General features: G+C 62.0%; 20 protein-coding genes and 1 pseudogene. 17 read left to right on the top strand and 4 right to left on the bottom strand.

The features are described from left to right. Window positions 1-4: 4 nt before the first annotated feature. Window positions 5-412, bottom strand: a complete 408-nt coding sequence (locus ACVI9W_RS10575) for a YkgJ family cysteine cluster protein (protein ID WP_038615479.1) — start codon at window positions 410-412, stop codon at window positions 5-7. Between the two features lie 199 nt (window positions 413-611). Between ACVI9W_RS10575 and ACVI9W_RS10570 the strand changes: the two genes are divergently transcribed. From ACVI9W_RS10570 to ACVI9W_RS10560, 3 genes are all read left to right on the top strand, one after another. Continuing rightward, complete coding sequence (locus ACVI9W_RS10570; protein ID WP_461529961.1) at window positions 612-3,062, top strand: glycogen/starch/alpha-glucan phosphorylase; 2,451 nt, start codon at window positions 612-614, stop codon at window positions 3,060-3,062. A 143-nt stretch (window positions 3,063-3,205) separates the two neighbouring features. Further along, window positions 3,206-4,216 carry a class 1 fructose-bisphosphatase gene (locus ACVI9W_RS10565; RefSeq protein WP_461529960.1) on the top strand — a complete coding sequence of 337 codons (1,011 nt, stop codon included), beginning with the start codon at window positions 3,206-3,208 and terminating at the stop codon, window positions 4,214-4,216. 3 nt (window positions 4,217-4,219) lie between these two features. Then, window positions 4,220-4,816 carry a DUF924 family protein gene (locus tag ACVI9W_RS10560; RefSeq protein WP_157194519.1) on the top strand — a complete coding sequence of 199 codons (597 nt, stop codon included), beginning with the start codon at window positions 4,220-4,222 and terminating at the stop codon, window positions 4,814-4,816. Between the two features lie 75 nt (window positions 4,817-4,891). Here ACVI9W_RS10560 and ACVI9W_RS10555 read toward each other — a convergent pair whose 3' ends face one another. Together ACVI9W_RS10555 and ACVI9W_RS10550 are read right to left on the bottom strand one after the other, a co-directional pair. Next, window positions 4,892-5,680, bottom strand: a complete 789-nt coding sequence (locus tag ACVI9W_RS10555; protein WP_371262015.1) for a methyl-accepting chemotaxis protein — start codon at window positions 5,678-5,680, stop codon at window positions 4,892-4,894. A gap of 66 nt (window positions 5,681-5,746) precedes the next feature. Then, a pseudogene (locus ACVI9W_RS10550) lies at window positions 5,747-6,784 on the bottom strand (HAMP domain-containing protein); the annotation flags it as partial. A gap of 235 nt (window positions 6,785-7,019) precedes the next feature. Here ACVI9W_RS10550 and bamE point away from each other — a divergent pair. Continuing rightward, a complete protein-coding gene (bamE, locus tag ACVI9W_RS10545) occupies window positions 7,020-7,274 on the top strand; it encodes an outer membrane protein assembly factor BamE domain-containing protein (protein WP_038615469.1) in 255 nt (84 codons plus the stop codon). Beyond that, window positions 7,271-7,846: a lipocalin family protein gene (locus ACVI9W_RS10540; RefSeq protein ID WP_461529959.1), complete on the top strand. Its 576-nt coding sequence runs from the start codon at window positions 7,271-7,273 to the stop codon at window positions 7,844-7,846. Before bamE ends, ACVI9W_RS10540 begins: the two co-directional genes overlap by 4 nt. 75 nt (window positions 7,847-7,921) lie before the next feature. On the opposite strand, the gene ACVI9W_RS10535 is transcribed toward ACVI9W_RS10540, so the two are convergent. Then, a complete protein-coding gene (locus ACVI9W_RS10535) occupies window positions 7,922-9,286 on the bottom strand; it encodes a formimidoylglutamate deiminase (RefSeq protein WP_461529958.1) in 1,365 nt (454 codons plus the stop codon). A 143-nt stretch (window positions 9,287-9,429) separates the two neighbouring features. Here ACVI9W_RS10535 and hutC point away from each other — a divergent pair, with 143 nt between their 5' ends. The 12 genes from hutC to ACVI9W_RS10475 all read left to right on the top strand — a co-directional run bounded on the left by hutC (window position 9,430) and on the right by ACVI9W_RS10475 (window position 24,981). Continuing rightward, a complete protein-coding gene (hutC, locus tag ACVI9W_RS10530; RefSeq protein WP_167335155.1) occupies window positions 9,430-10,140 on the top strand; it encodes a histidine utilization repressor in 711 nt (236 codons plus the stop codon). Continuing rightward, complete coding sequence (locus ACVI9W_RS10525; RefSeq protein WP_461529957.1) at window positions 10,137-10,709, top strand: HutD/Ves family protein; 573 nt, start codon at window positions 10,137-10,139, stop codon at window positions 10,707-10,709. The genes hutC and ACVI9W_RS10525 overlap by 4 nt, the downstream gene beginning before the upstream one ends. 298 nt (window positions 10,710-11,007) lie before the next feature. Next, the gene (gene hutU, locus ACVI9W_RS10520; RefSeq protein WP_038615459.1) at window positions 11,008-12,687 is read left to right on the top strand and encodes a urocanate hydratase; all 1,680 of its coding nucleotides are present in this window, start codon (window positions 11,008-11,010) and stop codon (window positions 12,685-12,687) included. Window positions 12,688-12,754: 67 nt separating this feature from the next. Continuing rightward, on the top strand, window positions 12,755-14,287 hold the full coding sequence (hutH, locus tag ACVI9W_RS10515) for a histidine ammonia-lyase (protein WP_038615457.1): 1,533 nt from the start codon (window positions 12,755-12,757) through the stop codon (window positions 14,285-14,287). A gap of 132 nt (window positions 14,288-14,419) precedes the next feature. Next, window positions 14,420-15,829, top strand: coding sequence for an amino acid permease (locus tag ACVI9W_RS10510; RefSeq protein WP_038615455.1), 1,410 nt, complete (start codon window positions 14,420-14,422; stop codon window positions 15,827-15,829). A gap of 15 nt (window positions 15,830-15,844) precedes the next feature. Beyond that, a complete protein-coding gene (gene hutI, locus ACVI9W_RS10505; RefSeq protein ID WP_461529956.1) occupies window positions 15,845-17,050 on the top strand; it encodes an imidazolonepropionase in 1,206 nt (401 codons plus the stop codon). A 10-nt stretch (window positions 17,051-17,060) separates the two neighbouring features. Continuing rightward, window positions 17,061-17,864 carry an N-formylglutamate deformylase gene (hutG, locus tag ACVI9W_RS10500; RefSeq protein WP_461529955.1) on the top strand — a complete coding sequence of 268 codons (804 nt, stop codon included), beginning with the start codon at window positions 17,061-17,063 and terminating at the stop codon, window positions 17,862-17,864. 162 nt (window positions 17,865-18,026) lie between these two features. After that, window positions 18,027-18,998, top strand: a complete 972-nt coding sequence (gene pip / locus ACVI9W_RS10495) for a prolyl aminopeptidase (protein ID WP_342623530.1) — start codon at window positions 18,027-18,029, stop codon at window positions 18,996-18,998. Beyond that, on the top strand, window positions 18,995-19,432 hold the full coding sequence (gene dtd, locus ACVI9W_RS10490) for a D-aminoacyl-tRNA deacylase (RefSeq protein WP_461529954.1): 438 nt from the start codon (window positions 18,995-18,997) through the stop codon (window positions 19,430-19,432). Before pip ends, dtd begins: the two co-directional genes overlap by 4 nt. 262 nt (window positions 19,433-19,694) lie before the next feature. Then, the gene (locus ACVI9W_RS10485) at window positions 19,695-21,410 is read left to right on the top strand and encodes a glucan biosynthesis protein G (RefSeq protein WP_461529953.1); all 1,716 of its coding nucleotides are present in this window, start codon (window positions 19,695-19,697) and stop codon (window positions 21,408-21,410) included. Beyond that, complete coding sequence (gene mdoH, locus ACVI9W_RS10480) at window positions 21,403-23,976, top strand: glucans biosynthesis glucosyltransferase MdoH (protein WP_461529952.1); 2,574 nt, start codon at window positions 21,403-21,405, stop codon at window positions 23,974-23,976. Before ACVI9W_RS10485 ends, mdoH begins: the two co-directional genes overlap by 8 nt. Before the next feature lie 201 nt (window positions 23,977-24,177). Beyond that, complete coding sequence (locus ACVI9W_RS10475) at window positions 24,178-24,981, top strand: transporter substrate-binding domain-containing protein (protein ID WP_038615443.1); 804 nt, start codon at window positions 24,178-24,180, stop codon at window positions 24,979-24,981. Window positions 24,982-25,058 lie beyond the last annotated feature (77 nt).

Raw genomic sequence — 25,058 nt, 5'->3', positions numbered from 1 at the left:
GCTTTTAGCGGCGTGCCGCAGGCTTGGGAATGTAGGCGCAATAGCCCGGGCGCGGTCCGATCCGCGGATGGTTGCGGCAGGTGTCCGGACGCTTGTCATAAATGGTGCACATGCGGCTTTTACGATCCAGGTACAGGCAATCGTCGTTGCTCATCTGCGCCAGGGTGAAGATCCCCGACTTCTGGTTGAAGCGCTGGATGATCCCGTCTTTCTGCAAGCGCTTGGCAATGTTCTTCGGCGGCTCGCCTACCTCGAACTCATCCACCACGCCCATGCGGATCAGGTCTTTGATTTTCACTTCCGTCGGCAAGGTGCAGCAGGTCGAGTTGCAGCCTCCGCACATATGGCTTTGGTACTTCTGCCAGGTTTCCAGGCGGTCGACTTCGGCGGCGGCAATCAGGGTCGGTTTCATCAGGTTCAGGTTTTAGATGTTCGGGTGGGCGCGCGATCATACCGGAGTTGGTCAAAATGTGAACAACCATTTGCCGGTTCCGCCAGCCATGGCCGCTGTTTTTACGCAGAAACTCCCGAACCTGCGCTTTCGCTCTGTGTCGAACGGTCTAGGCTGAGAAATCTCCATCCGCATTCGTCAACCTGGTCGAGGACGTCGCATGTCTCAGGAACCACTCGCTCGTGACGCAGAGGTGGCCGCTTTTCGCACCGCTGTACTGGACAAATTGACCTACGCGGTCGGCAAAGACCCGGAACACGCCTTCGACCATGACTGGTTCGAAGCCATTGCCCTGGCAGCCCGTGATCACATGGTCGATCACTGGATGGACCACACCCGGCAGATTTATCGCAAGAGCCAGAAGCGGGTGTACTACCTGTCGCTGGAATTTCTCATCGGTCGCTTGCTGTACGACAGCTTGAGCAATCTGGGCTTGCTGGACATCGCCCGCGAAGCCCTCAGTGGCCTGGATGTCGATCTGGAGCGCATTCGCCTGCTGGAGCCTGATGCGGCCCTGGGCAACGGTGGTCTCGGGCGTCTGGCCGCCTGTTTCATGGAGAGCATGTCGACGCTGGGTATCGCCGCCCATGGTTACGGCATTCGCTACGAGCACGGCCTGTTCCGCCAGGCGGTGGTCGATGGCTGGCAGCAGGAGCAGACCGAGAACTGGCTGGATTTCGGCAACCCCTGGGAATTCGAGCGGGCCGAGGTGATCTATCCGATCAGTTTCGGTGGCAGCGTCGAAACCGTACATGACGCCAATGGCCAGCAACGCCAGGTGTGGTCGCCGGCCGAGACCGTACGGGCGGTTGCCTATGACACGCCGGTGGTCGGCTGGCGGGGTGCCAGCGTCAACACCTTGCGCCTGTGGCGGGCACGGGCGCTGGAAGAACTGCATCTGGAGCGCTTCAACGCCGGTGACCACCTGGGCGCGGTGGCCGAAGTGGCCCGCGCCGAAAGTATCTCGCGGGTGCTGTACCCGGCCGACAGCACCGAGGCCGGCCAGGAACTGCGTCTGCGTCAGGAGTATTTCTTCGTCTGCGCCTCGCTGCAGGATCTGCTACGCCGCCACCTGAACATGCACGACAGTTTGCTCAACCTGCATGAGTCAGCGGCGATCCAGCTCAACGACACCCACCCCTCGATTGCCGTGGCCGAGTTGATGCGTCTGCTGGTCGATCAGCACGAAGTGCCCTGGGACACTGCCTGGCAATTGACCGTCGATACCCTGGCATACACCAATCACACCCTGTTGCCCGAGGCCCTGGAAACCTGGCCGGTCAGCCTGATGGAGCGCATGCTGCCGCGGCACATGCAGATCATCTACCTGATCAATGCGTTTCACATCGATGCTCTGCGAGCCAAGGGTATCCATGACTTTGACGTGCTGCGCGCGGTGTCGCTGATCGAGGAAGACAACGGCAGGCGCGTGCGCATGGGCAACCTGGCGTTTCTCGGCTCGCACAGCGTCAATGGCGTGTCGGCATTGCACAGCAAGCTGATGCGCAGCACGGTATTCGCTGAACTGCACAAGCTCTACCCGGAGCGGATCAACAACAAGACCAACGGTATTACCTTCCGCCGCTGGCTGTATCAGGCCAATCCGCAGCTGACCGGCATGCTGGTCGAGGCCCTGGGTAAAGACGTGCTCGACAACCCGCAAGGCCGTTTGCGCGATCTGGACCCGTTTGCTGACAAGGCAGCGTTCCGCAAACAGTTCGCCGAACAACGGCTGCACAGCAAGAAAGCCCTGGCCAGCCTGATCCAGGAACGCCTGGGTATTACCGTCAACCCGGAAGCGATGTTCGATGTGCAGGTCAAACGCATCCACGAGTACAAGCGCCAGTTGCTCAACCTGCTGCACACCGTGGCCTTGTACCAAGCGATACGTGCCGAGCCCGGCACCAACTGGGCGCCGCGGGTGAAAATTTTTGCCGGCAAGGCGGCGGCCAGCTACCACCAGGCCAAGTTGATCATCAAACTGAGCAACGACATCGCCCGGGTGGTGAACAACGACCCGACCGTGCGCGGCCTGCTCAAAGTGGTGTTTTTGCCCAACTACAACGTCAGCCTGGCGGAAAGCATCATCCCGGCGGCCGATCTTTCCGAGCAGATTTCCACCGCCGGTTACGAAGCTTCCGGCACCAGTAACATGAAGTTCGGGCTCAATGGCGCCCTGACCATCGGTACCCTGGACGGTGCCAACGTCGAGATGTGCGAGCAGGTAGGGGCCGAGAACATGTTCATCTTCGGCCTCACCGCGCAGCAGGTGGAGGCGCGCAAGCGCAGTGGCGACTTTGCTGCCCATACCGCGATCAGCGCCTCGTACCGGCTCAACGACGTGCTCCAGGCCATTCGTAGCGGCGTGTTCTCCCCGGATGATCCGGCCCGTTACGTAGGGCTGGTGGACTCGCTGGTGGCCCATGACCGCTTCCTGGTCTGCGCCGACTTCGATGCCTATTGGGACGCTCAGTTGCGCGTCGAAGCGCTCTGGCACGATCCCAAGCAGTGGTGGCGCATCGCAGTGCTCAACACCGCGCGCATGGGCTGGTTTTCCTCGGACCGGACCATTCGCGAGTACGCCACGCAGATCTGGAAAGCCCTCGACTAAGCTGTGCATGACGGCCCGGGAACGGTGAACTCTCGGGCCAAACTGCCGTCTGATCGGGCAAGCGTGTCGGATAGCTCGCTAGCGCTGCACTCTCCCTGTAAACTGCGGGGGTTTTTACTACCCCCCATCCTTCGGAGCCATACATGTCCCGCGTTACCCTGAGTCGCTATTTGATTGAGCAGACCCGCAGCAACAGTACCCCTGCCGATCTGCGCTTCCTGATCGAAGTGGTGGCGCGTGCGTGCAAGGAGATCAGCCATAACGTTTCCAAGGGCGCCCTGGGTGGTGTTCTGGGCAGCATGGGCACTGAAAACGTGCAGGGCGAAGTCCAGAAGAAACTGGACGTGATTTCCAACGACATCCTGCTCGAAGCCAACGAGTGGGGCGGTCACCTGGCCGGTATGGCGTCCGAAGAAATGGACAACGCCTACCAGATCCCGGGCAAATACCCGAAAGGCGCCTACCTGCTGGTATTCGACCCACTGGACGGTTCGTCGAACATCGACGTCAACGTGTCGGTCGGCACCATCTTCTCGGTACTGCGTTGCCCTAACGAGTACCTGAGCCAGAACGAAAACCTCAACGAACAGGCCTTCCTGCAGCCAGGCACCAAGCAGGTTGCCGCCGGTTACGCGATCTATGGTCCGCAGACCATGCTGATCCTGACCCTGGGCAATGGCGTCAAGGGCTTCACCCTGGACCGCGAACTGGGCAGCTTCGTCCTGACCCACGAGAACATCCAGGTACCGGAAGCCACCGCCGAGTTCGCCATCAACATGTCCAACCAGCGTCACTGGGAAGAGCCGGTAACCCGCTATGTGGGCGAGCTGCTGGCCGGTGAGACCGGTCCGCTGAAAAAGAACTACAACATGCGCTGGATCGCCTCGATGGTTGCCGATGTACATCGCATCCTGACCCGTGGCGGCCTGTTCATGTACCCGCGTGACGCGCGCGAGCCGTCCAAGCCGGGCAAACTGCGTCTGATGTACGAAGCCAACCCGATGTCGTTCATCATCGAACAGGCTGGCGGTGCTTCCACCGACGGCAAACAGCGCATCCTCGACATCCAGCCCGAGAGCCTGCACCAGCGCGTGGCAGTGTTCCTCGGCTCCAAGCAGGAAGTCGAGCGCGTTACCGGTTATCACCAGGAGTAAGTCATGCTCGCACCTTGGCAGCCGTTACTGGAGTGGTGGTTCGGATGGGGCACCAGCCCTCAGGACGTCGCTGACGAGAAGAGCACGCTGTGGTTCGGCAAGCACCACGACGTCGAGGCGCAAGAGCGCTTCGGCGATCTGGTTGCCCAAGCCCTGGCGGGCGGTCTGGACGAGTGGCTGCAAAGCCCGCAGGGCTGGTTGGGTCTGGTCCTGCTGCTCGACCAGTTGCCACGCATGATCCACCGCGACACGCCGCATGCCTTCGATGGCGACCGGCGTGCCCAGGTCCTGGTGATGCAGGGTCTGGACAAGGCCTGGGATTACCAGCTGCTGCCAATCCAGCGGGTGTTCATCCTGCTGGTGCTCGAGCATGCCGAAGTGCTCGACTGGCAGAACATCAGTGTCGAACGCTACCAGCTGTTGCTCGATGCGCAGCCGGACAGCGACCGACGCTTGTTCGAAGGCTTTCTCGACTATGCCGAGCAGCATCAGCGGGTGATTGCCCGTTTTGGCCGCTTTCCGCATCGCAATCTGCTTCTGAATCGGCCGAGTACCGATGAAGAGATGGATTTTCTGCTGGAACCCGGCTCGCGGTTTTGAGTTGAATTCAATCGCGGGGCAAGCCCGCTCCCACCGATCCTGTGGGAGCGGGCTTGCCCCGCGATAAATTTCAGATCAGATCCTGAAACTGCCCACCAATTGCTTCAACCGGCTGGCCTGATTCTCCAGGTCATTGCAGGCCCGCAAGGTTGCTTGCAGGTTCTCCACGCCTTCCTGATTCAGCGTATTGATCTCGGTGATGTCGACATTGATCGACTCGACCACGGCCGTCTGCTCTTCGGTAGCGGTGGCCACCGACTGGTTCATACCGTCGATCTCACCGATACGCTGGGTCACGCTGCCCAGGCGCTCACCGGCCTGGTTGGCAATGCCGACGCTGTGCTGGCTGTGGCTCTGGCTTTCGGTCATGGTGCTGACCGCGACGCGGGCGCCGGCCTGGAGCTCTTCGATGATGCGCTGCACCTGTTGCGCCGAGTCCTGGGTGCGGTGGGCCAGGTTGCGCACCTCATCGGCCACCACTGCGAAGCCGCGCCCGGCCTCACCGGCACGCGCCGCTTCGATGGCGGCATTGAGCGCCAGCAGGTTGGTCTGTTGGGAAATGCCGCTGATCACTTCGAGAATCTGGCCAATGTTCACCGTGTTGGCGTTCAGTGTCTCGATGTTGTCGCACGAGTCGCTGATCCTGGTCGACAGCTGGTTCATCACCTCGATGGTCTGCTCGACCACCTGCTGACCTTCTGCGGCCAGGTTGCGCGCGTCACTGGAGTGCTGCGAGGCGAGGGCGGCGTTCTGGGCGATCTCCTGAGCGGCGGCACCGAGCTGGTTGATGGCTGCGGCAACACTGCTGGTGCGGCTCGACTGCTGGTCGGCGTTATGGATCGAGGCATTCGAGGCGCTGATCACGCGCAAGGCCACTTCGTTGACCTGGCCGGTGGCCGAGGACACCTCACGGATCGACTCGTGAATGCGTTCGACGAAGCGGTTGAACGACTGGCCAAGGCTGCCGAATTCGTCCTGAGCGTGAATGCGCAGGCGGCGGGTCAGGTCGCCTTCACCTTCGGCGATGTCATGCATCGCCCGGCCCATGACGTGCAACGGCTCCATCAGCACGCGGATCAGCAAACCCAGCAAGGCGATGATGATCAATACCGCAATCACCGTGGCGACAATCGCCGAGGTACGCAGTTCGCTGAGCATGGCGAAGGCGAAATCCTGGTCGAGCACCAGCGCCACATACCAGTCGGCCGAGGGTACGCCGTTGACCTTGGTGAAGGTGATGAACTGCTGCTGGCCTCCCTGTTCAGCCTCCTTGAGGCCGCTGCCGATCTGCGGGGTGTTGCTGGGGTAGGCTTCGCTGAGGTTTTTCAGTACCAGCTTGCTGTCGGGGTGGACCAGGATCTTGCCGTCGCCGTTGACGATGAAGGCCTGGCCGTGACCGTCGAAGTTCAGCGCATTGATGATTGCGCTGATGCTGTCCAGGTCGGTGTCGGCACCGTTGACGCCGATCAGCCGGCCTTGATGCTGCACTGGCGTGGCCAGGGTGATCACCAGCTTGTTGGCGGAGGTCGAAATGTACGGTTCGGTGACGATGGTCTGACCGGCGCTACTGGCAGCCTTGTACCAGCCGCGTACGCGTGGATCGTAATCGGCAGGGCGGCTGCCCAGGGGGACCGACTGCATGTAGCCATCCTGGCCGCCGAAATAAGTCAGGAGGAAATTGTTGCCGTACACCGGCAGGTTGAGGCTGCGGGTCAGGCTGTCCTTGCCGGCGCCATCGACGGCCACTTGCTGGGACAGCGACTGCAGGATCTGGATGCGGCTTTGCAGCCAGGTCTGGATGTTGCTGCTGGTCAGGTTGCCGAGCTCCTGCATGGAGGCCTCGGTATTGCTGCGCAGGGTCTGGCGCTGGCGGTAATCGTTGAACAGGACAAAGCAGGTAAAGGCGACAGCGACCACCAGGGCGGCGGCGAGCAGAATCTTGTGGCTGAACTTCAGGTTTTTTGTCATTGCGGGGTCTGTCTGCACAAGGCGGGTCAACGGGGAGGGCGCGGCAATACGTCGCAGCGCGCCCTTGTGTCGTCCGCTTTGGGCAAAAGATTAATGCGCAAGTGGTGCAATACGACCAAAGGCAGTGATTTGACGTCAGGAAAGCGCTGAAGCCGGGGAACCAGACGCGGTTTTCTCCTTCTAAGCTGTCGGTAGGCCATCGCGCCTGCACCCCCTTGTCCAGGAGTGACCTTTCATGTCGTTGCGTTCCCTCGCCTTGTTGTCCTTGTGCGTGTTTCTGACTGCGTGCAACAAAATCAACCAGGAAAACTATTCACAGCTCAAGGCTGGCATGGCCAAGGCCGAGGTCGAAAAACTGCTCGGCACGCCCAAGGAGTGCTCCGGCGCATTGGGCATGTCCAGTTGCACCTGGGGTGACGAGAAGAGCTTTATCAGCGTGCAATACGCCGCCGACAAGGTGCTGATGTACTCAGGACAGGGGCTCAAATGAAACCGCTACACCTGCTGCTGGCCCTGTGTATCGGCCTGATCCTGGGCGGCTGTGCCAGTTCGGGCACCGGGCCGATTCCGCCGAAGACGGTCGATAGCGTCGACTTCAAGCGTTACCAGGGCAAGTGGTTTGAACTGGCGCGCCTGCCGATGTTTTTCCAGCGCGACTGCGCCCAGTCCGAGGCTCATTACAACCTCAAGCCTGATGGCTCGGTCGGGGTACTGAACCGCTGCCAGACCCTTGAAGGTGAGTGGCAGGAAGCCAGCGGCAACGCCTCGCCACAGGTGCGCGGCAAGACCGACAAGCTCTGGGTGGAGTTCGACAACTGGTTCTCGACAGTGCTGCCGGGGGTAGCCAAGGGCGAATACTGGGTGCTGTATGTCGGCGACGACTACCAGACCGCGCTGGTCGGCAACCCGGATCGCAAATACCTGTGGATACTTTCGCGCAAGCCGACGGTGCCGGCCTGGCAGCGGGAAAGCCTGCTGGCCAAGGCGCGTCAGCAGGGCTATGACACCAATCGCCTGATCTGGCGGGTGGCGGACAAGGAAATGCTTGCGCATAAGCCTTGAGGGCTTTTTCGCGGGGCAAGCCCGCTCCCACAGGATATGTGTGTGCCTGTGGGAGCGGGCTTGCCCCGCGATAGCTCAGCCCAGCAAGGCCCGCAGTACCCCGGCAAATTCCCGCGCGCTGTCTTCTTCCTGGGCATGCCGCCCCTGACGTACTACCCACTGGCCGTTGACCATCACATCCCGCACCTGACGATCGCCACCGGCGAACAACCAGCGGTTGAGAATGCCGTCCTCGCTGGCGGTCGCCAGATACGGATCGTTGCCATCGAGCACCAGCCAGTCCGCCCGCTTGCCTACCGCCAGCTCGCCAATCGGCTGCCCCAGCGCCTGCGCGCCGCCGCTTAACGCCGCGTCATACAAGGTCCGCCCAACCATCGGCTGGTCACCGCGATACAGACGATTACGCCGCTGGTCACGCAGGCGCTGGCCATATTCCAGCCAGCGCAGCTCCTCGACCACGCTCAGCGACACATGGCTGTCGGAGCCAATCCCCAGGCGACCGCCCTGGGCCAGGTAGTCCACCGCCGGGAAGATGCCGTCGCCGAGGTTGGCTTCGGTGGTCAGGCACAGGCCGGCGATTGCGCCACTACGGGCCATCAGCTCGACTTCATCGGGCTTGGCATGGGTGGCGTGGACCAGGCACCAGCGCTGGTCTACTTCGGTGTTTTCGTACAGCCATTGCAGCGGCCGGCGGCCGCTCCAGGCCAGGCAGTCGTCGACTTCCTTCTGTTGCTCGGCGATATGGATATGCACCGGGCAGGCCTTGTCGCTGGCGGCCATAACCTCGGCGATCTGCTCCGGGGTGACCGCGCGCAGGGAGTGGAAGCACAAGCCCAGCGACTGTGCCGGCTGCCTGGCCAGCTGCGGCGCCAGGCGTGATTGCAGATTCAGGTACTGTTCGGTGCTGTTGATAAAGCGGCGCTGGCCTTCATTGGGCGTCTGGCCACCAAAGCCGGAGTGGCTGTACAGCACCGGCAACAAGGTCAGGCCGATACCACTGGCACTGGCAGCCTGGCTGATGCGCAAGGACAACTCGGCCGGATCGGCATAGGCCTGGCCCTCGGTGTCATGATGCACATAGTGGAACTCGGCCACCGAGGTGTAACCGGCCTTGAGCATTTCGATGTACAGCTGACGGGCGATGACCTGCAACTGCTCGGGGCTGATCTTGCCGACCAGGCGGTACATCAGCTCGCGCCAGGTCCAGAAGCTGTCATTGGGATTGCCAGCCACTTCGGCCAGCCCGGCCATGGCGCGCTGGAACGCATGCGAGTGCAGGTTGGGCATGCCTGGCAGCAGCGGACCGGCCAGACGCTCGGCGCCTTCGGCCGAGCCACCGGCCTGGAGACTGGCCAGCAGGCCATCGGCGCCGACCTCGATTCGGACGTTTTCGGCCCAGCCCGTAGGCAGCAGAGCGCGCTCGGCAAAGAAGACGGACATCGACGCAACACCTCATTGTGATTATTTGTATATACATATACAGACGTTTGCCTGCTGGGTAAACTCCGGCAAGCTACCGTTCATTCAACCGAACAAGGACATTTTCCGTGCCGACACCTCCTGTCTCCGCGCTGGTTGCCCAGATGGGCGAGGGGCCGGCGCCGCTGTACGCCCGGGTCAAGCAGATGATTGCCCAGCAGATCCAGAATGGCAGCTGGCCGCCGCACCATCGGGTGCCGTCGGAAAGCGAGCTGGTCAGCCAGCTGGGCTTCAGCCGCATGACCATCAACCGCGCCTTGCGCGAACTGACCGCCGAGGGGCTGTTGGTGCGCATGCAGGGCGTCGGTACCTTCGTTGCCGAGCCCAAGACCCGCTCGGCGCTGTTCGAAGTCAACAACATTGCCGATGAGATCGCCGCCCGCGGTCATCAACACACGTGCAAGGTGATCACCCTTGCCGAGGAAACTGCCGGCTCCGAGCGCGCCCTGGCCCTGGACATGCGCGAAGGCCAGCGGGTGTTCCATTCGCTGATCGTGCATTACGAAAACGGTATTGCCGTGCAGATCGAAGACCGCTTCGTCAACGCGCAGATCGCCCCGGACTACCTCAAGCAGGACTTCACCCAACAGACGCCATACGCCTATCTGTCCCAAGTGGCGCCACTGACCGAAGGCGAGCATGTGGTCGAGGCGATCCTCGCCGAGCCGGAAGAGTGCCGTCTGTTGCAAATCGAACAAGGCGAGCCCTGTCTGCTGATCCGTCGCCGCACCTGGTCGGGACGCCAGCCAGTGACTGCCGCTCGTCTGATTCATCCCGGTTCCCGTCATCGTCTGGAAGGACGCTTCAGCAAATGAGCCAGTTGCAGGTTTTACGCGCCAAAGACTACCCCCGCATGCCGTGGAAGAACGGTGGCGGCAGTACCGAAGAAATCACCCGCGATGCCGGCGAAGGCCTGGACGGCTTCGGCTGGCGGCTGTCGATTGCCGATATCGCCGAGTCGGGCGGGTTTTCCAGTTTCGCCGGGTATCAGCGGATCATCACCGTGCTTGAAGGCGAGGGCATGCGTTTGCAGGTCGATGGCCAGGCCACCCGGCCGCTGTTGCCTTGCGATGCCTTTGCCTTCAGTGGCGAAAGCCAGGTCAGCTGCACCTTGCTCGGTGGTTCGATTCGCGATTTCAACCTGATCTATGCCCCTGAACGTTACCGTGCGCGCCTGCAGTGGCTGGATGGCAGCCAGCGGGTGTTCAGCTCGGCCTCGACGCTGTTGCTGTTCGCTGCCGCTTCCCAGGTGGAGGTAACGCTGGCCGGGCAGGGTGAGCATCGCCTCGGCCGCTACGACTGCTTGCAGTTGCAAGGCAACGACAGCCTGCAGACCTTGAATGTGCAGGGCCGTTGCTGCCTGATCGAGCTGACGCCGAACTGAAATCGTTACGCCTCGGCCGAGCACTTCGGCCGAGGCTGTTACCGATTGTCCCAAAGTGGTGCAACGCCACTGGTCGGCTTCACTTCACCGTTTATCCCCTGAGAAATATTTTCTGCTGATCAAAGCCAGGCGCTGCGGGGCTCTGGCGCCTGCGTTTCAGCTTGGGTGGTGGCTGCTTCGGCGAGTTGGCATTTCAATTGCCTATGCTTGTACATACAAGTAAATATGTGTTTGTATAAGCACCATCACACACCCAATGCCTGGGTTGGTTTGGACTGATCGCTTAGGAGCCATTTCCGTGACTGACAACAACTTCAAAAAATTCCGTGACGTCGAAATCCGCGCTGCACGCGGCAACAAGCTCACCGCCAAGAGCTGGCTGACTGAAGCGCCGCTGCGCATGCTGATGAACAACCTCGACCCGGAAGTCGCAGAAAACCCGAAAGAACTGGTGGTTTACGGCGGTATCGGCCGTGCCGCGCGTAACTGGGAGTGCTACGACAAGATCGTCGAGAGCCTGACCAACCTCAACGAAGACGAAACCCTGCTGGTGCAGTCGGGCAAGCCGGTCGGCGTGTTCAAGACCCACAGCAACGCCCCGCGCGTACTGATCGCCAACTCCAACCTGGTGCCACACTGGGCCAACTGGGAACACTTCAACGAACTGGATGCCAAAGGCCTGGCCATGTACGGCCAGATGACCGCCGGCAGCTGGATCTACATCGGCAGCCAGGGCATCGTCCAGGGCACCTACGAAACCTTCGTCGAAGCCGGCCGCCAGCACTACAACGGCAGCCTCAAGGGCAAGTGGGTACTGACCGCCGGCCTCGGTGGCATGGGCGGCGCCCAGCCACTGGCCGCGACCCTGGCCGGTGCCTGCTCGCTGAACATCGAATGCCAGCAGAGCCGCATCGATTTCCGCCTGAGCAGCCGTTATGTCGACGAGCAAGCCAAGGACCTGGATGACGCCCTGGCCCGTATCGCCAAGTACACCGCCGAAGGTAAAGCCATCTCCATCGCCCTGCTGGGCAACGCCGCAGAAATCCTGCCAGAGCTGATCAAGCGTGGCGTGCGTCCTGACATGGTCACCGACCAGACTAGTGCCCACGACCCGCTCAACGGTTACCTGCCAGCCGGCTGGACCTGGGAACAGTACCGCGACCGCGCGCAGACCGAGCCGGCTGCAGTGGTCAAAGCCGCCAAGCAATCGATGGCCGTACACGTCAAAGCCATGCTCGAGTTCCAGAAGCAGGGCGTGCCGACTTTCGACTACGGCAACAACATCCGTCAGATGGCCAAGGAAGAGGGCGTAAGCAATGCCTTCGACTTCCCGGGCTTCGTACCGGCCTACATCCGTCCGCTGTTCTGCCGCGGTATCGGTCCGTTCCGCTGGGCGGCGCTGTCGGGTAATGCCGAAGACATCTACAAAACTGACGCCAAGGTCAAGGAACTGATCCCGGACGACGCGCACCTGCACAACTGGCTGGACATGGCCCGCGAGCGCATCAGCTTCCAGGGTCTGCCGGCTCGTATCTGCTGGGTAGGCCTGGGCCTGCGCGCCAAGCTCGGCCTGGCGTTCAACGAAATGGTCCGCAGTGGCGAGCTGTCGGCACCGATCGTGATCGGCCGCGACCACCTCGATTCGGGTTCGGTCTCCAGCCCTAACCGCGAAACCGAGTCGATGCAGGATGGCTCCGACGCCGTCTCCGACTGGCCGCTGCTCAACGCCCTGCTCAACACCGCCAGCGGCGCGACCTGGGTCTCGCTGCACCACGGTGGTGGCGTTGGCATGGGCTTCTCGCAGCACTCGGGCATGGTCATCGTCTGCGACGGTACCGACGAGGCTGCCGAGCGTATCGCCCGCGTCCTGCACAACGACCCGGCCACCGGTGTCATGCGTCACGCCGATGCCGGTTACCAGATCGCCATCGACTGCGCTAAAGAACAAGGCTTGAACCTGCCGATGATCACAGGCTGATCTGCGGTAAATGGTTGATACTGATATCTATGCAGGCGCATACGCCTCACGAGTACGGAGCATTAACGTGACTGAATTGACCCTGAAGCCCGGCACCCTGACCCTGGCTCAGCTGCGTGCGATCTACCAGCAGCCGGTAAAACTCAAGCTGGATGCCAGCGCCGATCAGCAGATCGACGACAGCGTCGCTTGTGTCGAGCAGATCCTCGCGGAAAACCGCACCGCCTACGGCATCAACACCGGTTTTGGCCTGCTGGCGTCGACCCGCATCGCCAGCCATGACCTGGAAAACCTGCAGCGTTCGCTGGTGCTGTCGCACGCCGCCGGCGTTGGCCAGCCTATCGACGACGCCCTGGTACGGCTGATCATGGTGCTCAAGGTCAACAGCCTGAGCCGTGGCTTCTCCGGCATCCGCCGCAAGGTGATCGACGCGCTGATCGCGTTGATCAACGCCGAGGTCTACCCGCACATCCCGCTCAAAGGTTCGGTGGGCGCATCCGGCGACCTGGCACCGCTGGCGCATATGTCGCTGGTACTGCTCGGCGAAGGCAAGGCGCGTCACAACGGCCAATGGCTGTCGGCCACCGAAGCCCTGGCGGTCGCCGGTCTTGAGCCGCTGACTCTGGCGGCCAAGGAAGGTCTGGCGCTGCTCAACGGCACCCAGGCATCCACCGCCTATGCCCTGCGCGGCCTGTTCGAAGGCGAGGATCTGTTCGCTGCAGCGACCTCGATCGGTGCCCTGACGGTCGAAGCGGTGCTGGGGTCGCGTTCGCCGTTCGATGCGCGTATCCATGCTGCCCGTGGTCAGCGTGGCCAGATCGATGCCGCCGCCTGCTACCGCGATCTGCTCGGTGATGGCAGCGAAGTCTCGGCCTCCCACGAGAACTGCGGCAAGGTCCAGGACCCGTACTCGCTGCGCTGCCAGCCACAGGTCATGGGCGCCTGCCTGACCCAGTTCCGTCAAGCTGCCGAAGTACTGGTGATCGAAGCCAACGCCGTGTCCGATAACCCGCTGGTATTCGCCAGCGAAGGTGACGTGATCTCCGGTGGTAACTTCCACGCTGAGCCGGTGGCCATGGCCGCTGACAACATGGCCCTGGCGATTGCCGAGATCGGCTCGCTGAGCGAACGCCGCATCTCGCTGATGATGGACAAACACATGTCCCAGCTGCCGCCGTTCCTGGTGGCCAATGGTGGGGTCAACTCCGGCTTCATGATCGCCCAGGTGACCGCGGCCGCGCTGGCCAGCGAGAACAAGGCACTGGCGCATCCGCACAGCGTCGACAGCCTGCCGACCTCGGCCAACCAGGAAGACCACGTGTCGATGGCCCCGGCTGCCGGCAAGCGTCTGTGGGAAATGGCTGAAAACACCCGCGGTGTGCTTGCCGTGGAGTGGCTGGCTGCCGCCCAGGGCCTGGACCTGCGCGAAGGCCTGAAAACCTCGCCGAAGCTGGAGCAGGCGCGTAAGGCCCTGCGTGGCAAGGTCGCCTTTTACGAGAAGGACCGTTTCTTCGCGCCAGACATCGAGGCGGCCATCGCCCTGCTGGCCGAAGGTTCCCTGACTGGTCTGTTGCCAGCCAAGGTCCTGCCTAGCCTGTAATGCCTCTGGGGCCGTTGCCTGATTCAATCGCGGGGCAAGCCCGCTCCCACACTGTGGGAGCGGGCTTGCCCCGCGATGCTCGACGAAACGCCCCGACCATTCTCACGACCAGAACAAAAATAAGGACGTGACATGCAAGAAGCTCAAGGTCTCAAGCGCGGGCTGACCGCGCGACACATTCGTTTTATGGCACTAGGCTCGGCAATCGGTACCGGGTTGTTCTATGGCTCTGCCGCAGCGATCCAGATGGCCGGCCCGGCCGTGTTGCTGGCCTACCTGATCGGTGGCGCCGCGGTGTTCATGGTCATGCGCGCCCTGGGCGAGATGGCCGTGCACAACCCGGTCTCCGGCTCGTTCGGCAGCTATGCCACCACCTATCTGGGACCGATGTCGGGTTTCATCCTGGGCTGGACCTATGCCTTTGAAATGATCATCGTCTGTATTGCCGACGTGACCGCTTTCGGCATCTATATGGGCTTCTGGTTTCCCGAAGTTGCCCGCTGGATCTGGGTGCTGGGCATCGTCTTCCTCATTGGCGGCCTGAACCTGTGTAACGTCAAAGTCTTCGGCGAGATGGAGTTCTGGCTGTCGCTGCTCAAGGTCGGTGCCATCGTCGCGATGATCCTGGCCGGCTTCGGCATCATGATTTTCGGCCTGAACAACGCCAGTGCCGACAACGCCGTGGGCATCAGCAACCTGTTCGAGCATGGCGGCTTCATGCCCAATGGCATTGGCGGCCTGATCGCGTCCTTCGCCGTGGTGATGTTTGCCTTTGGTGGCATCGAGATCATTGGCATCACCGCCGGTGAGGCCAAGGACCCGCAGCGCGTGCTGCCCAAGGCGATCAACGCCGTGCCGATGCGCATCCTGCTGTTCTATGTACTGACCCTGTTCGTGCTGATGTGCCTGTACCCATGGCCGCAGATCGGCAGCCAGGGCAGCCCGTTCGTGCAGATCTTCAGTAACCTCGGGATCGGCTCGGCGGCGACTGTGCTGAACATCGTGGTGATCTCGGCAGCCGTGTCGGCCATCAACAGCGATATCTTTGGTGCCGGTCGCATGATGTACGGCCTGGCCCAGCAGGGGCATGCGCCCAAGGGCTTCGCGAAAATCTCCCGTCACGGCGTGCCGTGGATGACCGTGCTGGTCATGGGTGCAGCGTTGCTCGGTGGTGTGGTACTCAACTACCTGATCCCGGAAAACGTGTTCCTGCTGATCGCCTCGATCGCCACCTTTGCGACCGTCTGGGTGTGGCTGATGATCCTGGTGACCCAGGTTGCCATGCGTCGCAGCATGAGTCGCGAAGAAGTTGCCGAGCTGAAGTTCCCGGTACCGTTCTGGCCTTATGGTCCGGCGGCGGCGATTGCCTTCATGCTGTTCGTGTTCGGCGTGCTCGGTTACTTCCCTGATACTCAGGCAGCGCTGCTGGTCGGCGTGGTCTGGGTGCTGTTCCTGGTCGCCTCCTACCTGCTGTGGTGCAAGCCGCGGGCAGCGAAAGGCGAGGCGCCGCTGGCCCAGGATCCGTCCCAACTTCACCGCTAGAAACGGAGACATTGCATGAGAACCCTCTGGCAGCACTGCCATGTGGCGAGCATGGCCCAAGGCACGTACTCGATCATCGAGGACGCGGCGATCATCACCAGCGCCGGCCACATCGAGTGGATCGGCCCGCGTCAGTCGCTGCCGACCCTGAGCGCTGACAGAACCGTGGACCTGGGCGGCGCCTGGGTCACTCCGGGGCTGGTCGATTGCCACACTCACGCGGTGTTCGGTGGCAATCGCAGCGGCGAGTTCGAGCAGCGCCTGCAAGGGGTCAGCTATGCCGAGATCGCCGCCCAGGGTGGTGGCATTGCCAGCACCGTGCGGGCGACCCGTGCGGCCAGCGAAGATGAACTGTTCAGCAGTGCCCGCCAGCGGGTCCAGGCGTTGATGCGTGATGGCGTCACCACCCTGGAGATCAAGTCCGGCTACGGCCTGGACCTGGCCAGCGAGCGCAAGCTGCTCAAGGTCATCCGCCGCCTCGGTGAAGAGTTGCCGCTGACCGTGCGCAGCACCTGCCTGGCTGCCCATGCTTTGCCGCCGGAGTACAAGGATCGGGCTGACGATTACATCAGCCATATCTGCGAGGTGATGCTCCCGGCCTTGGCAGCCGAAGGGCTGGTCGATGCCGTGGATGCATTCTGTGAATACCTGGCGTTCTCCCCGGCTCAGGTCGAGCGGGTGTTCATCAAGGCCCGCGAGCTGGGCCTGCCGGTCAAGCTGCATGCCGAGCAGCTGTCGTCTCTGGCCGGCTCCAGCCTGGCGGCGCGCTATCAGGCGCTGTCGGCCGATCACCTGGAGTTCATGACCGAGGACGATGCCATCGCCATGGCTGCGGCCGGCACCGTTGCGGTGCTGTTGCCCGGCGCGTTCTACTTTTTGCGCGAGACCCAGCTGCCACCGATGGATGCCTTGCGCAAACACGCGGTGAAGATTGCCATCGCTACCGACCTCAACCCCGGCACCTCGCCGGCGCTATCGCTACGGCTGATGCTGAACATGGCCTGCACTCTGTTTCGCATGACTCCGGAAGAGGCTCTGGCAGGCGTCACCACCCATGCGGCAACGGCACTGGGGCTGGGCGACAGCCATGGCACGCTGGAGGTGGGTAAAGTGGCGGACTTTATTGCCTGGCAGATCGAGCGTCCGGCGGACCTGTGCTATTGGCTGGGCGGCGACCTGCCCAAGCGGGTGGTACGTATGGGCCGCGAAATTTTCAATTGAAGGAGGGCCTATGGACAAGGTACTGAGTTTTCACCAAGGCGACCTGCCGCTGCTGATCAGCATGCCGCATGCCGGCCTGCGTTTGACGCCGGTGGTCAAGGCCGGGCTGGTGGCGCAGGCACAGAGCCTGCCAGATACCGACTGGCATATACCGCAGCTTTACGATTTTGCCCGTGAGCTGGGGGCCAGCGTGGTGGCCGCCGAGTACTCACGCTTTGTCATCGACCTGAACCGTCCAGATGACGACAAACCGTTGTATGCCGGTGCTACCACAGGCCTGTACCCGGCGACCCTGTTCGAGGGCGAGCCGCTGTTCCAGGCTGGCAAGGAGCCGTCGGCAGAAGAGCGGGCGGAGTACCTGGAGGGCATCTGGCGCCCTTATCACGACACAATCCGTCGTGAGCTGGCGCGCCTGCGCGAGCAATTTGGCTACGCACTGCTGTGGGATGCGCACTCGATTCGCTCGCACATTCCGCATCTGTTCGAAGGCAAGCTGCCGGACTTCAACCTCGGCACCTTCAATGGCGCCAGTTGCGATCCACAGCTGGCTGAGCGCCTGCAGTGTGTCTGCGCTGAGGCCGGGCAGTACAGCCATGTGCTCAATGGCCGCTTCAAGGGCGGGCATATCACCCGTCACTATGGCGATCCGGCCAACAACATCCATGCGGTGCAGCTGGAGCTGGCGCAAAGTACCTATATGGAAGAGGTCGAGCCGTTCAGGTATCGCGAGGATCTGGCGCAGCCGACCCAGGTGGTGTTGAAAAAATTGCTGGAGACAGTGTTGGCGTGGGGGCAGGAGCGCTACTCGCGTTGAAGCTATCGCGGGGCAAGCCCGCTCCCACAGACGTCATCACCACCTCTGTGGGAGCGGGCTTGCCCCGCGATGAGGCCCGTAAGACCAACACAGGTACATGCTCAAAGCGCAATTCAGGTTTATGATGCCCAACGGCAGAATAATTCCCACACGGAGTGCGTAATGCAGACCTTGTACCCGCAGATCAAACCCTACGCCCGGCACGATCTGGCCGTGGAAGCACCGCATGTGCTGTACGTCGACGAGAGCGGTTCGCCGGAGGGTCTGCCGGTGCTGTTCATCCATGGTGGCCCGGGCGCTGGCTGTGATGCCCAGAGCCGTTGCTACTTTGATCCCAACCTGTACCGGATCATCACCTTCGATCAGCGCGGCTGCGGTCGCTCGACCCCGCATGCCAGCCTGGAAAACAACACCACCTGGCACCTGATCGAAGACATCGAGCGCATCCGCAAGCACTTGGGGATCGAAAAGTGGCTGCTGTTCGGCGGCTCGTGGGGCTCGACCCTGGCCCTGGCCTACGCCCAGACCCACCCCGAGCGCGTTCATGGCCTGATCCTGCGCGGCATCTTCCTGTGCCGCCCGCAAGAGATCGAGTGGTTCTACCAGGCGGGCGCCAGTCGCCTGTTCCCGGACTACTGGCAGGACTACATCGCGCCGATTCCGGCTGAAGAGCGCGGTGACCTGGTCAAGGCCTTCCACAAACGCCTGACCGGCAACGACCAGATTGCCCAGATGCATGCGGCCAAGGCCTGGTCCACCTGGGAAGGGCGCACTGCAACCCTGCGCCCCAACCCGCTGGTGGTCGATCGCTTCTCCGAGCCGCAGCGCGCGCTGTCGATCGCCCGTATCGAATGCCACTACTTCACCAACAATGCTTTCCTTGAGCCGGACCAGCTGATCCGCGACATGCCGAAGATCGCCCACCTGCCGGCGGTCATCGTGCATGGCCGCTACGACGTGATCTGCCCGCTGGACAATGCCTGGGAACTGCATCAGGCCTGGCCGAACAGTGAGCTGAAGGTGATTCGCGACGCCGGTCACGCCGCCTCGGAGCCCGGTATCACCGACGCCCTGGTGCGTGCCGCCGACCAGATGGCCCGGCGCTTGCTCGACCTGCCCCTGGAAGAAGCATGAAGGGGCTGCTGCAACGTGTGCGTGGCGCACGGGTGGATGTCGAGGGCAAAACGGTAGGGGCAATCGACCAGGGCCTGTTGGTGCTGGTCGCGGTGGAGCCCGGTGATACCCGGGCGCACGCCGACAAACTGTTGCACAAGCTGCTCAACTACCGGGTGTTCAGCGATCCTGAGGGCAAGATGAACCTGTCGCTCAAGGATATTGGCGGCGGTCTGCTGCTGGTGTCGCAGTTCACCCTGGCCGCCGACACCCAGAGCGGCCTGCGCCCGAGCTTTTCCACTGCGGCGCCGCCAGCTCTCGGCGCGGAGCTTTTCGACTATTTACTGGCCCAGGCCCAGACGCTACATGGCACGGTTGCCAGTGGTCAGTTCGGGGCTGACATGCAGGTGCACCTGGTCAATGATGGCCCCGTAACATTTATGTTACAAATCTGATGGCAAAAAACCCCTGTTTGCAGGAAAACAAGGGGTTTTGTAGCATAAATAGTTTGTTTGGCCTGATGCGTTGTAACGCGGCCTGCTGGATAATCGCGCGCTATTGTGAACCTGCGTTCGTGGGTTCGTTTTACTCTGACTTGAGACTGTCCGGAACCGTTTGGGGAATCATTGCGCCCTTTCGGAGTCCGAACAGTGCTCGCCAACCTGGCATATGTCGCTGGCCGTTGGTTTATTGATCTGTTTTCGGCGAGGGTTGCTCGTGATTGTTAGTCCCTGTAATGCACCAAGAACCCCTGGCAATCGGCTGCGCAAGGCCTTTTTGGCAGGCGCAACGCTGGTAGGCCTGTTCAGCGCAGGTCAGCTCTGGGCGTTCAACCTTGACGATGTTGCGGCCAAGGCGAAGGATCTTGCCGGACAGAAGTACGAAGCGCCGAAAAGCAATCTGCCAGCTGTGTTCCGTGACATGAAGTACGCTGACTACCAGCAGATTCGCTTCTTGCCGGAGAAGGCCGAGTGGGCCAAGGACAAGACCCCGTTCAAGCTGTCCTTCTATCACCAGGGCATGCATTTCGACACGCCGGTGAAAATCAACGAAGTCACCTCGACCAAGGTCGAGGAGATCAAGTACGACCCGAGCCGCTTCGATTTTGGCAGCGTGCAGTTTGATCCAAAAGCCACCGAGAACCTCGGCTACGCCGGTTTCCGTGTGCTGTACCCGATCAACAAGGCCGACAAGCAGGATGAAATCATGACCCTGCTTGGCGCCAGCTATTTCCGTGTGGTCGGCAAGGGCCATGTCTATGGCCTGTCCGCCCGTGGCCTGGCCATCGACACCGCGCTGCCGTCCGGCGAAGAGTTCCCGCGGTTCACCGAGTTCTGGATCGAAAAGCCGAAGGCCACCGACAAACACCTGGTGATCTACGCGCTGCTCGACTCGCCACGTTCCACCGGTGCCTACAAGCTGACCCTGCGTCCGGGCAGCGACACCATTGTCGACGTCAAATCCAAGGTGTTCCTGCGTGACCACGTCAGCCGTCTGGGCATTGCCCCGCTGACCAGCATGTTCCTGTTCGGCGGCAACCAGCCTTCGAAAGTGCTCAATTACCGTCCAGCCCTGCACGACTCCGAGGGTCTGTCGATCCATGCCGGTAACGGCGAGTGGCTGTGGCGTCCGCTGAACAACCCGAAACACCTGGCCGTGAGCAACTTCAGCGTCGAGAACCCGCGTGGTTTCGGCTTGCTGCAGCGCCAGCGTGAGTTCAGCCAGTTCGAAGACCTCGATGACAACTACCAGAAGCGTCCAAGCGCCTGGATCGAGCCGGTCGGCGACTGGGGCAAAGGTACTGTCGACCTGGTCGAGATTCCGACCGCCGATGAAACCAACGACAACATCGTTGCCTTCTGGAGCCCGGAAAAGCTGCCGGAGCCGGGTACGCCGTTCGAGTACGCCTACCGCCTGCACTGGACCATCGACGAGTCCGAGTTCCACTCGCCGAACCTCGGCTGGGTCAAGCAGACCCTGCGCTCGACCGGTGACGTCAAGCAGTCCAACCTGATCCGTCAGCCGGACGGCAGCGTAGCCTTCCTGATCGACTTCGAAGGCCCGGTGCTGGCTAAACTGCCAGAAGATACTGCCGTGCGTAGCCAGGTCAGCCTCGGCGACAACGCTGAACTGGTCGAGAACAACCTGCGTTACAACCCGGAAATCAAAGGCTGGCGCCTGACCTTGCGAATGAAGGTCAAAGACCCGAGCAAGTCCGTGGAAATGCGTGCAGCGCTGCTGCGTGACGTCCCGGTCGAGCCGGCCAAGCCAGCCAAACCGGCTAAACAGGACAAGGCAGCGGTTAAAACTGCCAAGGCCGAGAAGCCTGCCGAGCAACCTGCCGCCGACGCGGCGTCCACCACCGGGACACCGGCCACCACCGAACAGGTGCTGACCGAGACCTGGAGCTATCAGTTGCCTGCCGATGAGTAACTCTCAAGCACGGCCAGAATCGCTTGGCGAATACCTGGCCCATTTACCACTGAGCGATGAGCAGCGGGCAGAACTTGCCAGCTGCACCTCGTTCAGCGAGCTGCATCAACGTTTGTCGGCCCAGCCGGGCACTCGCGATGCCGAAGCCGTGCAGGCTTCGGTTGGTGAGCGCCTGACCCTGACCTGCGCTCAGGATATGCACGATGCAGAGATGCTCGCGGTGGATGGCAGCGGCCGGGTATGCCTCAAGGCTACGCCGCCGATCCGTCGTACCCGGGTGATTCCCGAGCCATGGCGCACCAACATCCTGATTCGCGCCTGGCGCCGCCTGACCGGGCGCACCAACGCCCCGCCCCCGGCCAAACGCGAGTTGCCCAAGGCGCGCTGGCGCTGGGTCGGCTCCATGCGCCGCTACATCCTGCTGGCGCTGATGCTCGGTCAGACCATCGTTGCCGGCTGGTACATGAAAGGCATCCTGCCGTACCAGGGCTGGTCGTTCGTCGATCTTGACGAGATCACCCATCAGTCGCTGCTGCAGACTATTACCCAGGTCTGGCCTTATGCATTGCAGACCAGCATCCTGATTCTGTTCGGCATCCTGTTCTGCTGGGTGTCGGCCGGTTTCTGGACGGCACTGATGGGCTTTCTCGAGCTGCTGACCGGGCGCGACAAGTACCGCATCTCCGGTAGCAGTGCCGGTAACGAGCCGATCGAGGCCGGGGCGCGTACCGCCATCGTCATGCCGATCTGCAACGAAGACGTGCCGCGGGTGTTTGCCGGCCTGCGCGCGACCTTCGAGTCGGTCGCCGCTACCGGCGATCTGGACCGCTTCGACTTCTTCGTGCTCAGTGACACTAACGACAGCGATATCGCTGTGGCCGAACAACAGGCGTGGCTGGAAGTCTGTCGCGAGGCCAAGGGCTTCGGGCGGATCTTCTACCGCCGCCGTCGCCGCCGGGTGAAGCGTAAAAGCGGCAACCTCGACGACTTCTGCCGTCGCTGGGGCGGTGACTACCGTTACATGGTGGTCCTCGACGCCGACAGCGTGATGAGCGGCGAATGCCTGACCAGCCTGGTGCGCTTGATGGAAGCCAACCCGGATGCCGGGATCATCCAGACCGCGCCGAAAGCCTCGGGCATGGATACCCTGTATGCGCGCATGCAGCAGTTCGCGACCCGCGTCTACGGCCCGCTGTTCACCGCCGGCCTGCACTTCTGGCAGCTCGGTGAGTCGCACTACTGGGGCCACAACGCGATCATCCGCATGAAGCCATTCATCGAGCACTGCGCCCTGGCGCCGTTGCCGGGCAAGGGTGCGTTCGCCGGTGCGATCCTCTCCCACGACTTCGTCGAAGCTGCGCTGATGCGCCGTGCCGGCTGGGGCGTGTGGATTGCCTACGATCTGCCGGGCAGCTATGAAGAATTGCCGCCGAACCTGCTCGACGAGCTCAAGCGTGACCGGCGCTGGTGCCACGGCAACCTGATGAACTTCCGCCTGTTCCTGGTCAAGGGCATGCACCCGGTACACCGCGCGGTGTTCCTCACCGGGGTGATGTCGTACCTGTCGGCGCCTTTGTGGTTCTTCTTCCTGGTGTTGTCGACGGCGTTGCTGGCGACCAACACCCTGATGGAGCCGCAGTACTTCCTCGAACCGCGTCAGCTCTATCCGTTGTGGCCACAGTGGCACCCGGAGAAGGCCATTGCGCTGTTCTCGACCACCATCGTGCTGCTGTTCCTGCCCAAGCTGCTCAGCGTCATCCTGATCTGGGCCAAGGGTGCGAAAGAGTTCGGCGGGCGCTTCAAGGTGACTGTGTCGATGTTGCTGGAGATGCTGTTCTCCATGCTGCTGGCACCGGTGCGGATGATTTTCCACACCCGTTTCGTCCTGGCTGCGTTCCTTGGCTGGGCGGCAACCTGGAACTCGCCGCAGCGTGACGATGACTCGACGCCGTGGAGTGAAGCGGTGCGCCGTCATGGTCCGCAGACCCTGCTGGGCGTGGCCTGGGCCTTGCTGGTTGCGTGGCTGAACCCAAGCTTCCTGTGGTGGCTGGTGCCCATTGTCGGTTCGCTGATGCTGTCGATCCCGGTGTCGGTGATCTCCAGCCGGGTGCACCTGGGGCTGCGTGCCAAGGACGAAAGCCTGTTCCTGATCCCTGAGGAATACGCTACGCCGCACGAGTTGCTGGCAACCGACCAGTACACCCACGAAAATCGCTGGCATGCCATGCACGACGGTTTCGTCCGGGCCGTGGTCGACCCGCAGCAGAACGCTCTGGCCTGTGCCTTGGCCACGGCGCGTCATGGTGTCGCGGCACCGATCGAGTCGCTGCGTGCCGAGCGTATCGACAAGGCGCTGGACCTTGGTCCAAGCGGCCTGGACGGCAATACCCGTCTGGCGTTGCTCAGCGATCCGGTCGCTTTGGCGCGCTTGCACACGCGGGTCTGGGCCGAGCACAACGAGGCCTGGTTAGGCGTCTGGCGTCAGTCGATCGCCAACGACCCGCACTCGCCGTTGTTGCCGTTGCATCCGGAGCCTGTGGCGCAGCCTTCGTTGGCCAGCGCCTGACTTATCGCGGGGCAAGCCTGCTTCCACAGGGATCACCTAAACCCTGTGGGAGCGGGCTTGCCCCGCGATTTGTTTCATCCCTTTTTCTGATACCCACAACGCCGCCCATGCGTTAGCATCCCCCCCGAATATCTCGCACCCGTCTGTAGGACGGTTCGCGCCAAAAATAAAATTCGAGCTTTCTTGCTGGGGGATCTGGTGATGTTTAAAAAATATCTGTCGATGCTGCTGGTCGGCGTCACCGCGCTGATGGCAGTCAGTGCTGCCCAGGCAGCCGGCGCCATTGACGAGGCGGTCAAGCGCGGTACGCTGCGTGCCGGCATGGACCCTACCTACATGCCGTTCCAGATGACCAACAAGCGTGGCGAGATCGTCGGCTTCGAAGTCGATATCCTCAAGGCCATGGCCAAGTCCATGGGCGTCAAGCTGGAGATGGTCTCCACCTCCTACGATGGCATCATCCCGGCCCTGATGACCGACAAGTTCGACATCATCAGCAGCGGCATGACCCTGACCCAGGAACGCAACCTGAAGCTGAACTTCAGCGAACCCTTCATCGTTGTCGGCCAGACCCTGCTGATCCGCAAGGAGTTGGCGGGCGAGATCAAGTCCTACAAGGATTTGAACAACGAGAAGTACCGCCTGACCTCCAAGCTCGGCACCACCGGCGAAATGGTTGCCAAGAAGCTGATCGGCAAAGCCAAGTACCACGGTTACGATAACGAGCAGGAAGCGGTGATGGACGTGGTCAACGGCAAGGCTGACGCCTTCGTCTACGACGCCCCCTACAACGTGGTTGCGGTGAACAAGGCCGGCGCCGGCAAGCTGCTGTTCCTGGACAAGCCGTTCACCTTCGAGCCGCTGGCGTTCGGCCTGAAGAAAGGTGACTACGACAGCCTGAACTTCATCAACAACTTCCTGCACCAGATCAAGCACGACGGTACTTACGATCGAATCCACGACAAGTGGTTCAAGGACACCGCCTGGCTCAAGGACATGGAATAAGGCCGCGGCACCACGCCTGGCTTGAAACCCGACGCGCAGGCAGGTCCTGCGCGTTCGCTTTTACGGAAGTACCCTCA

The organism is Pseudomonas sp. 210_17 TE3656 (assembly GCF_054821965.1).
The sequence above is the reverse complement of the archived record's forward strand: the minus strand, read 5'-3'. Positions and strand labels throughout refer to the sequence as shown.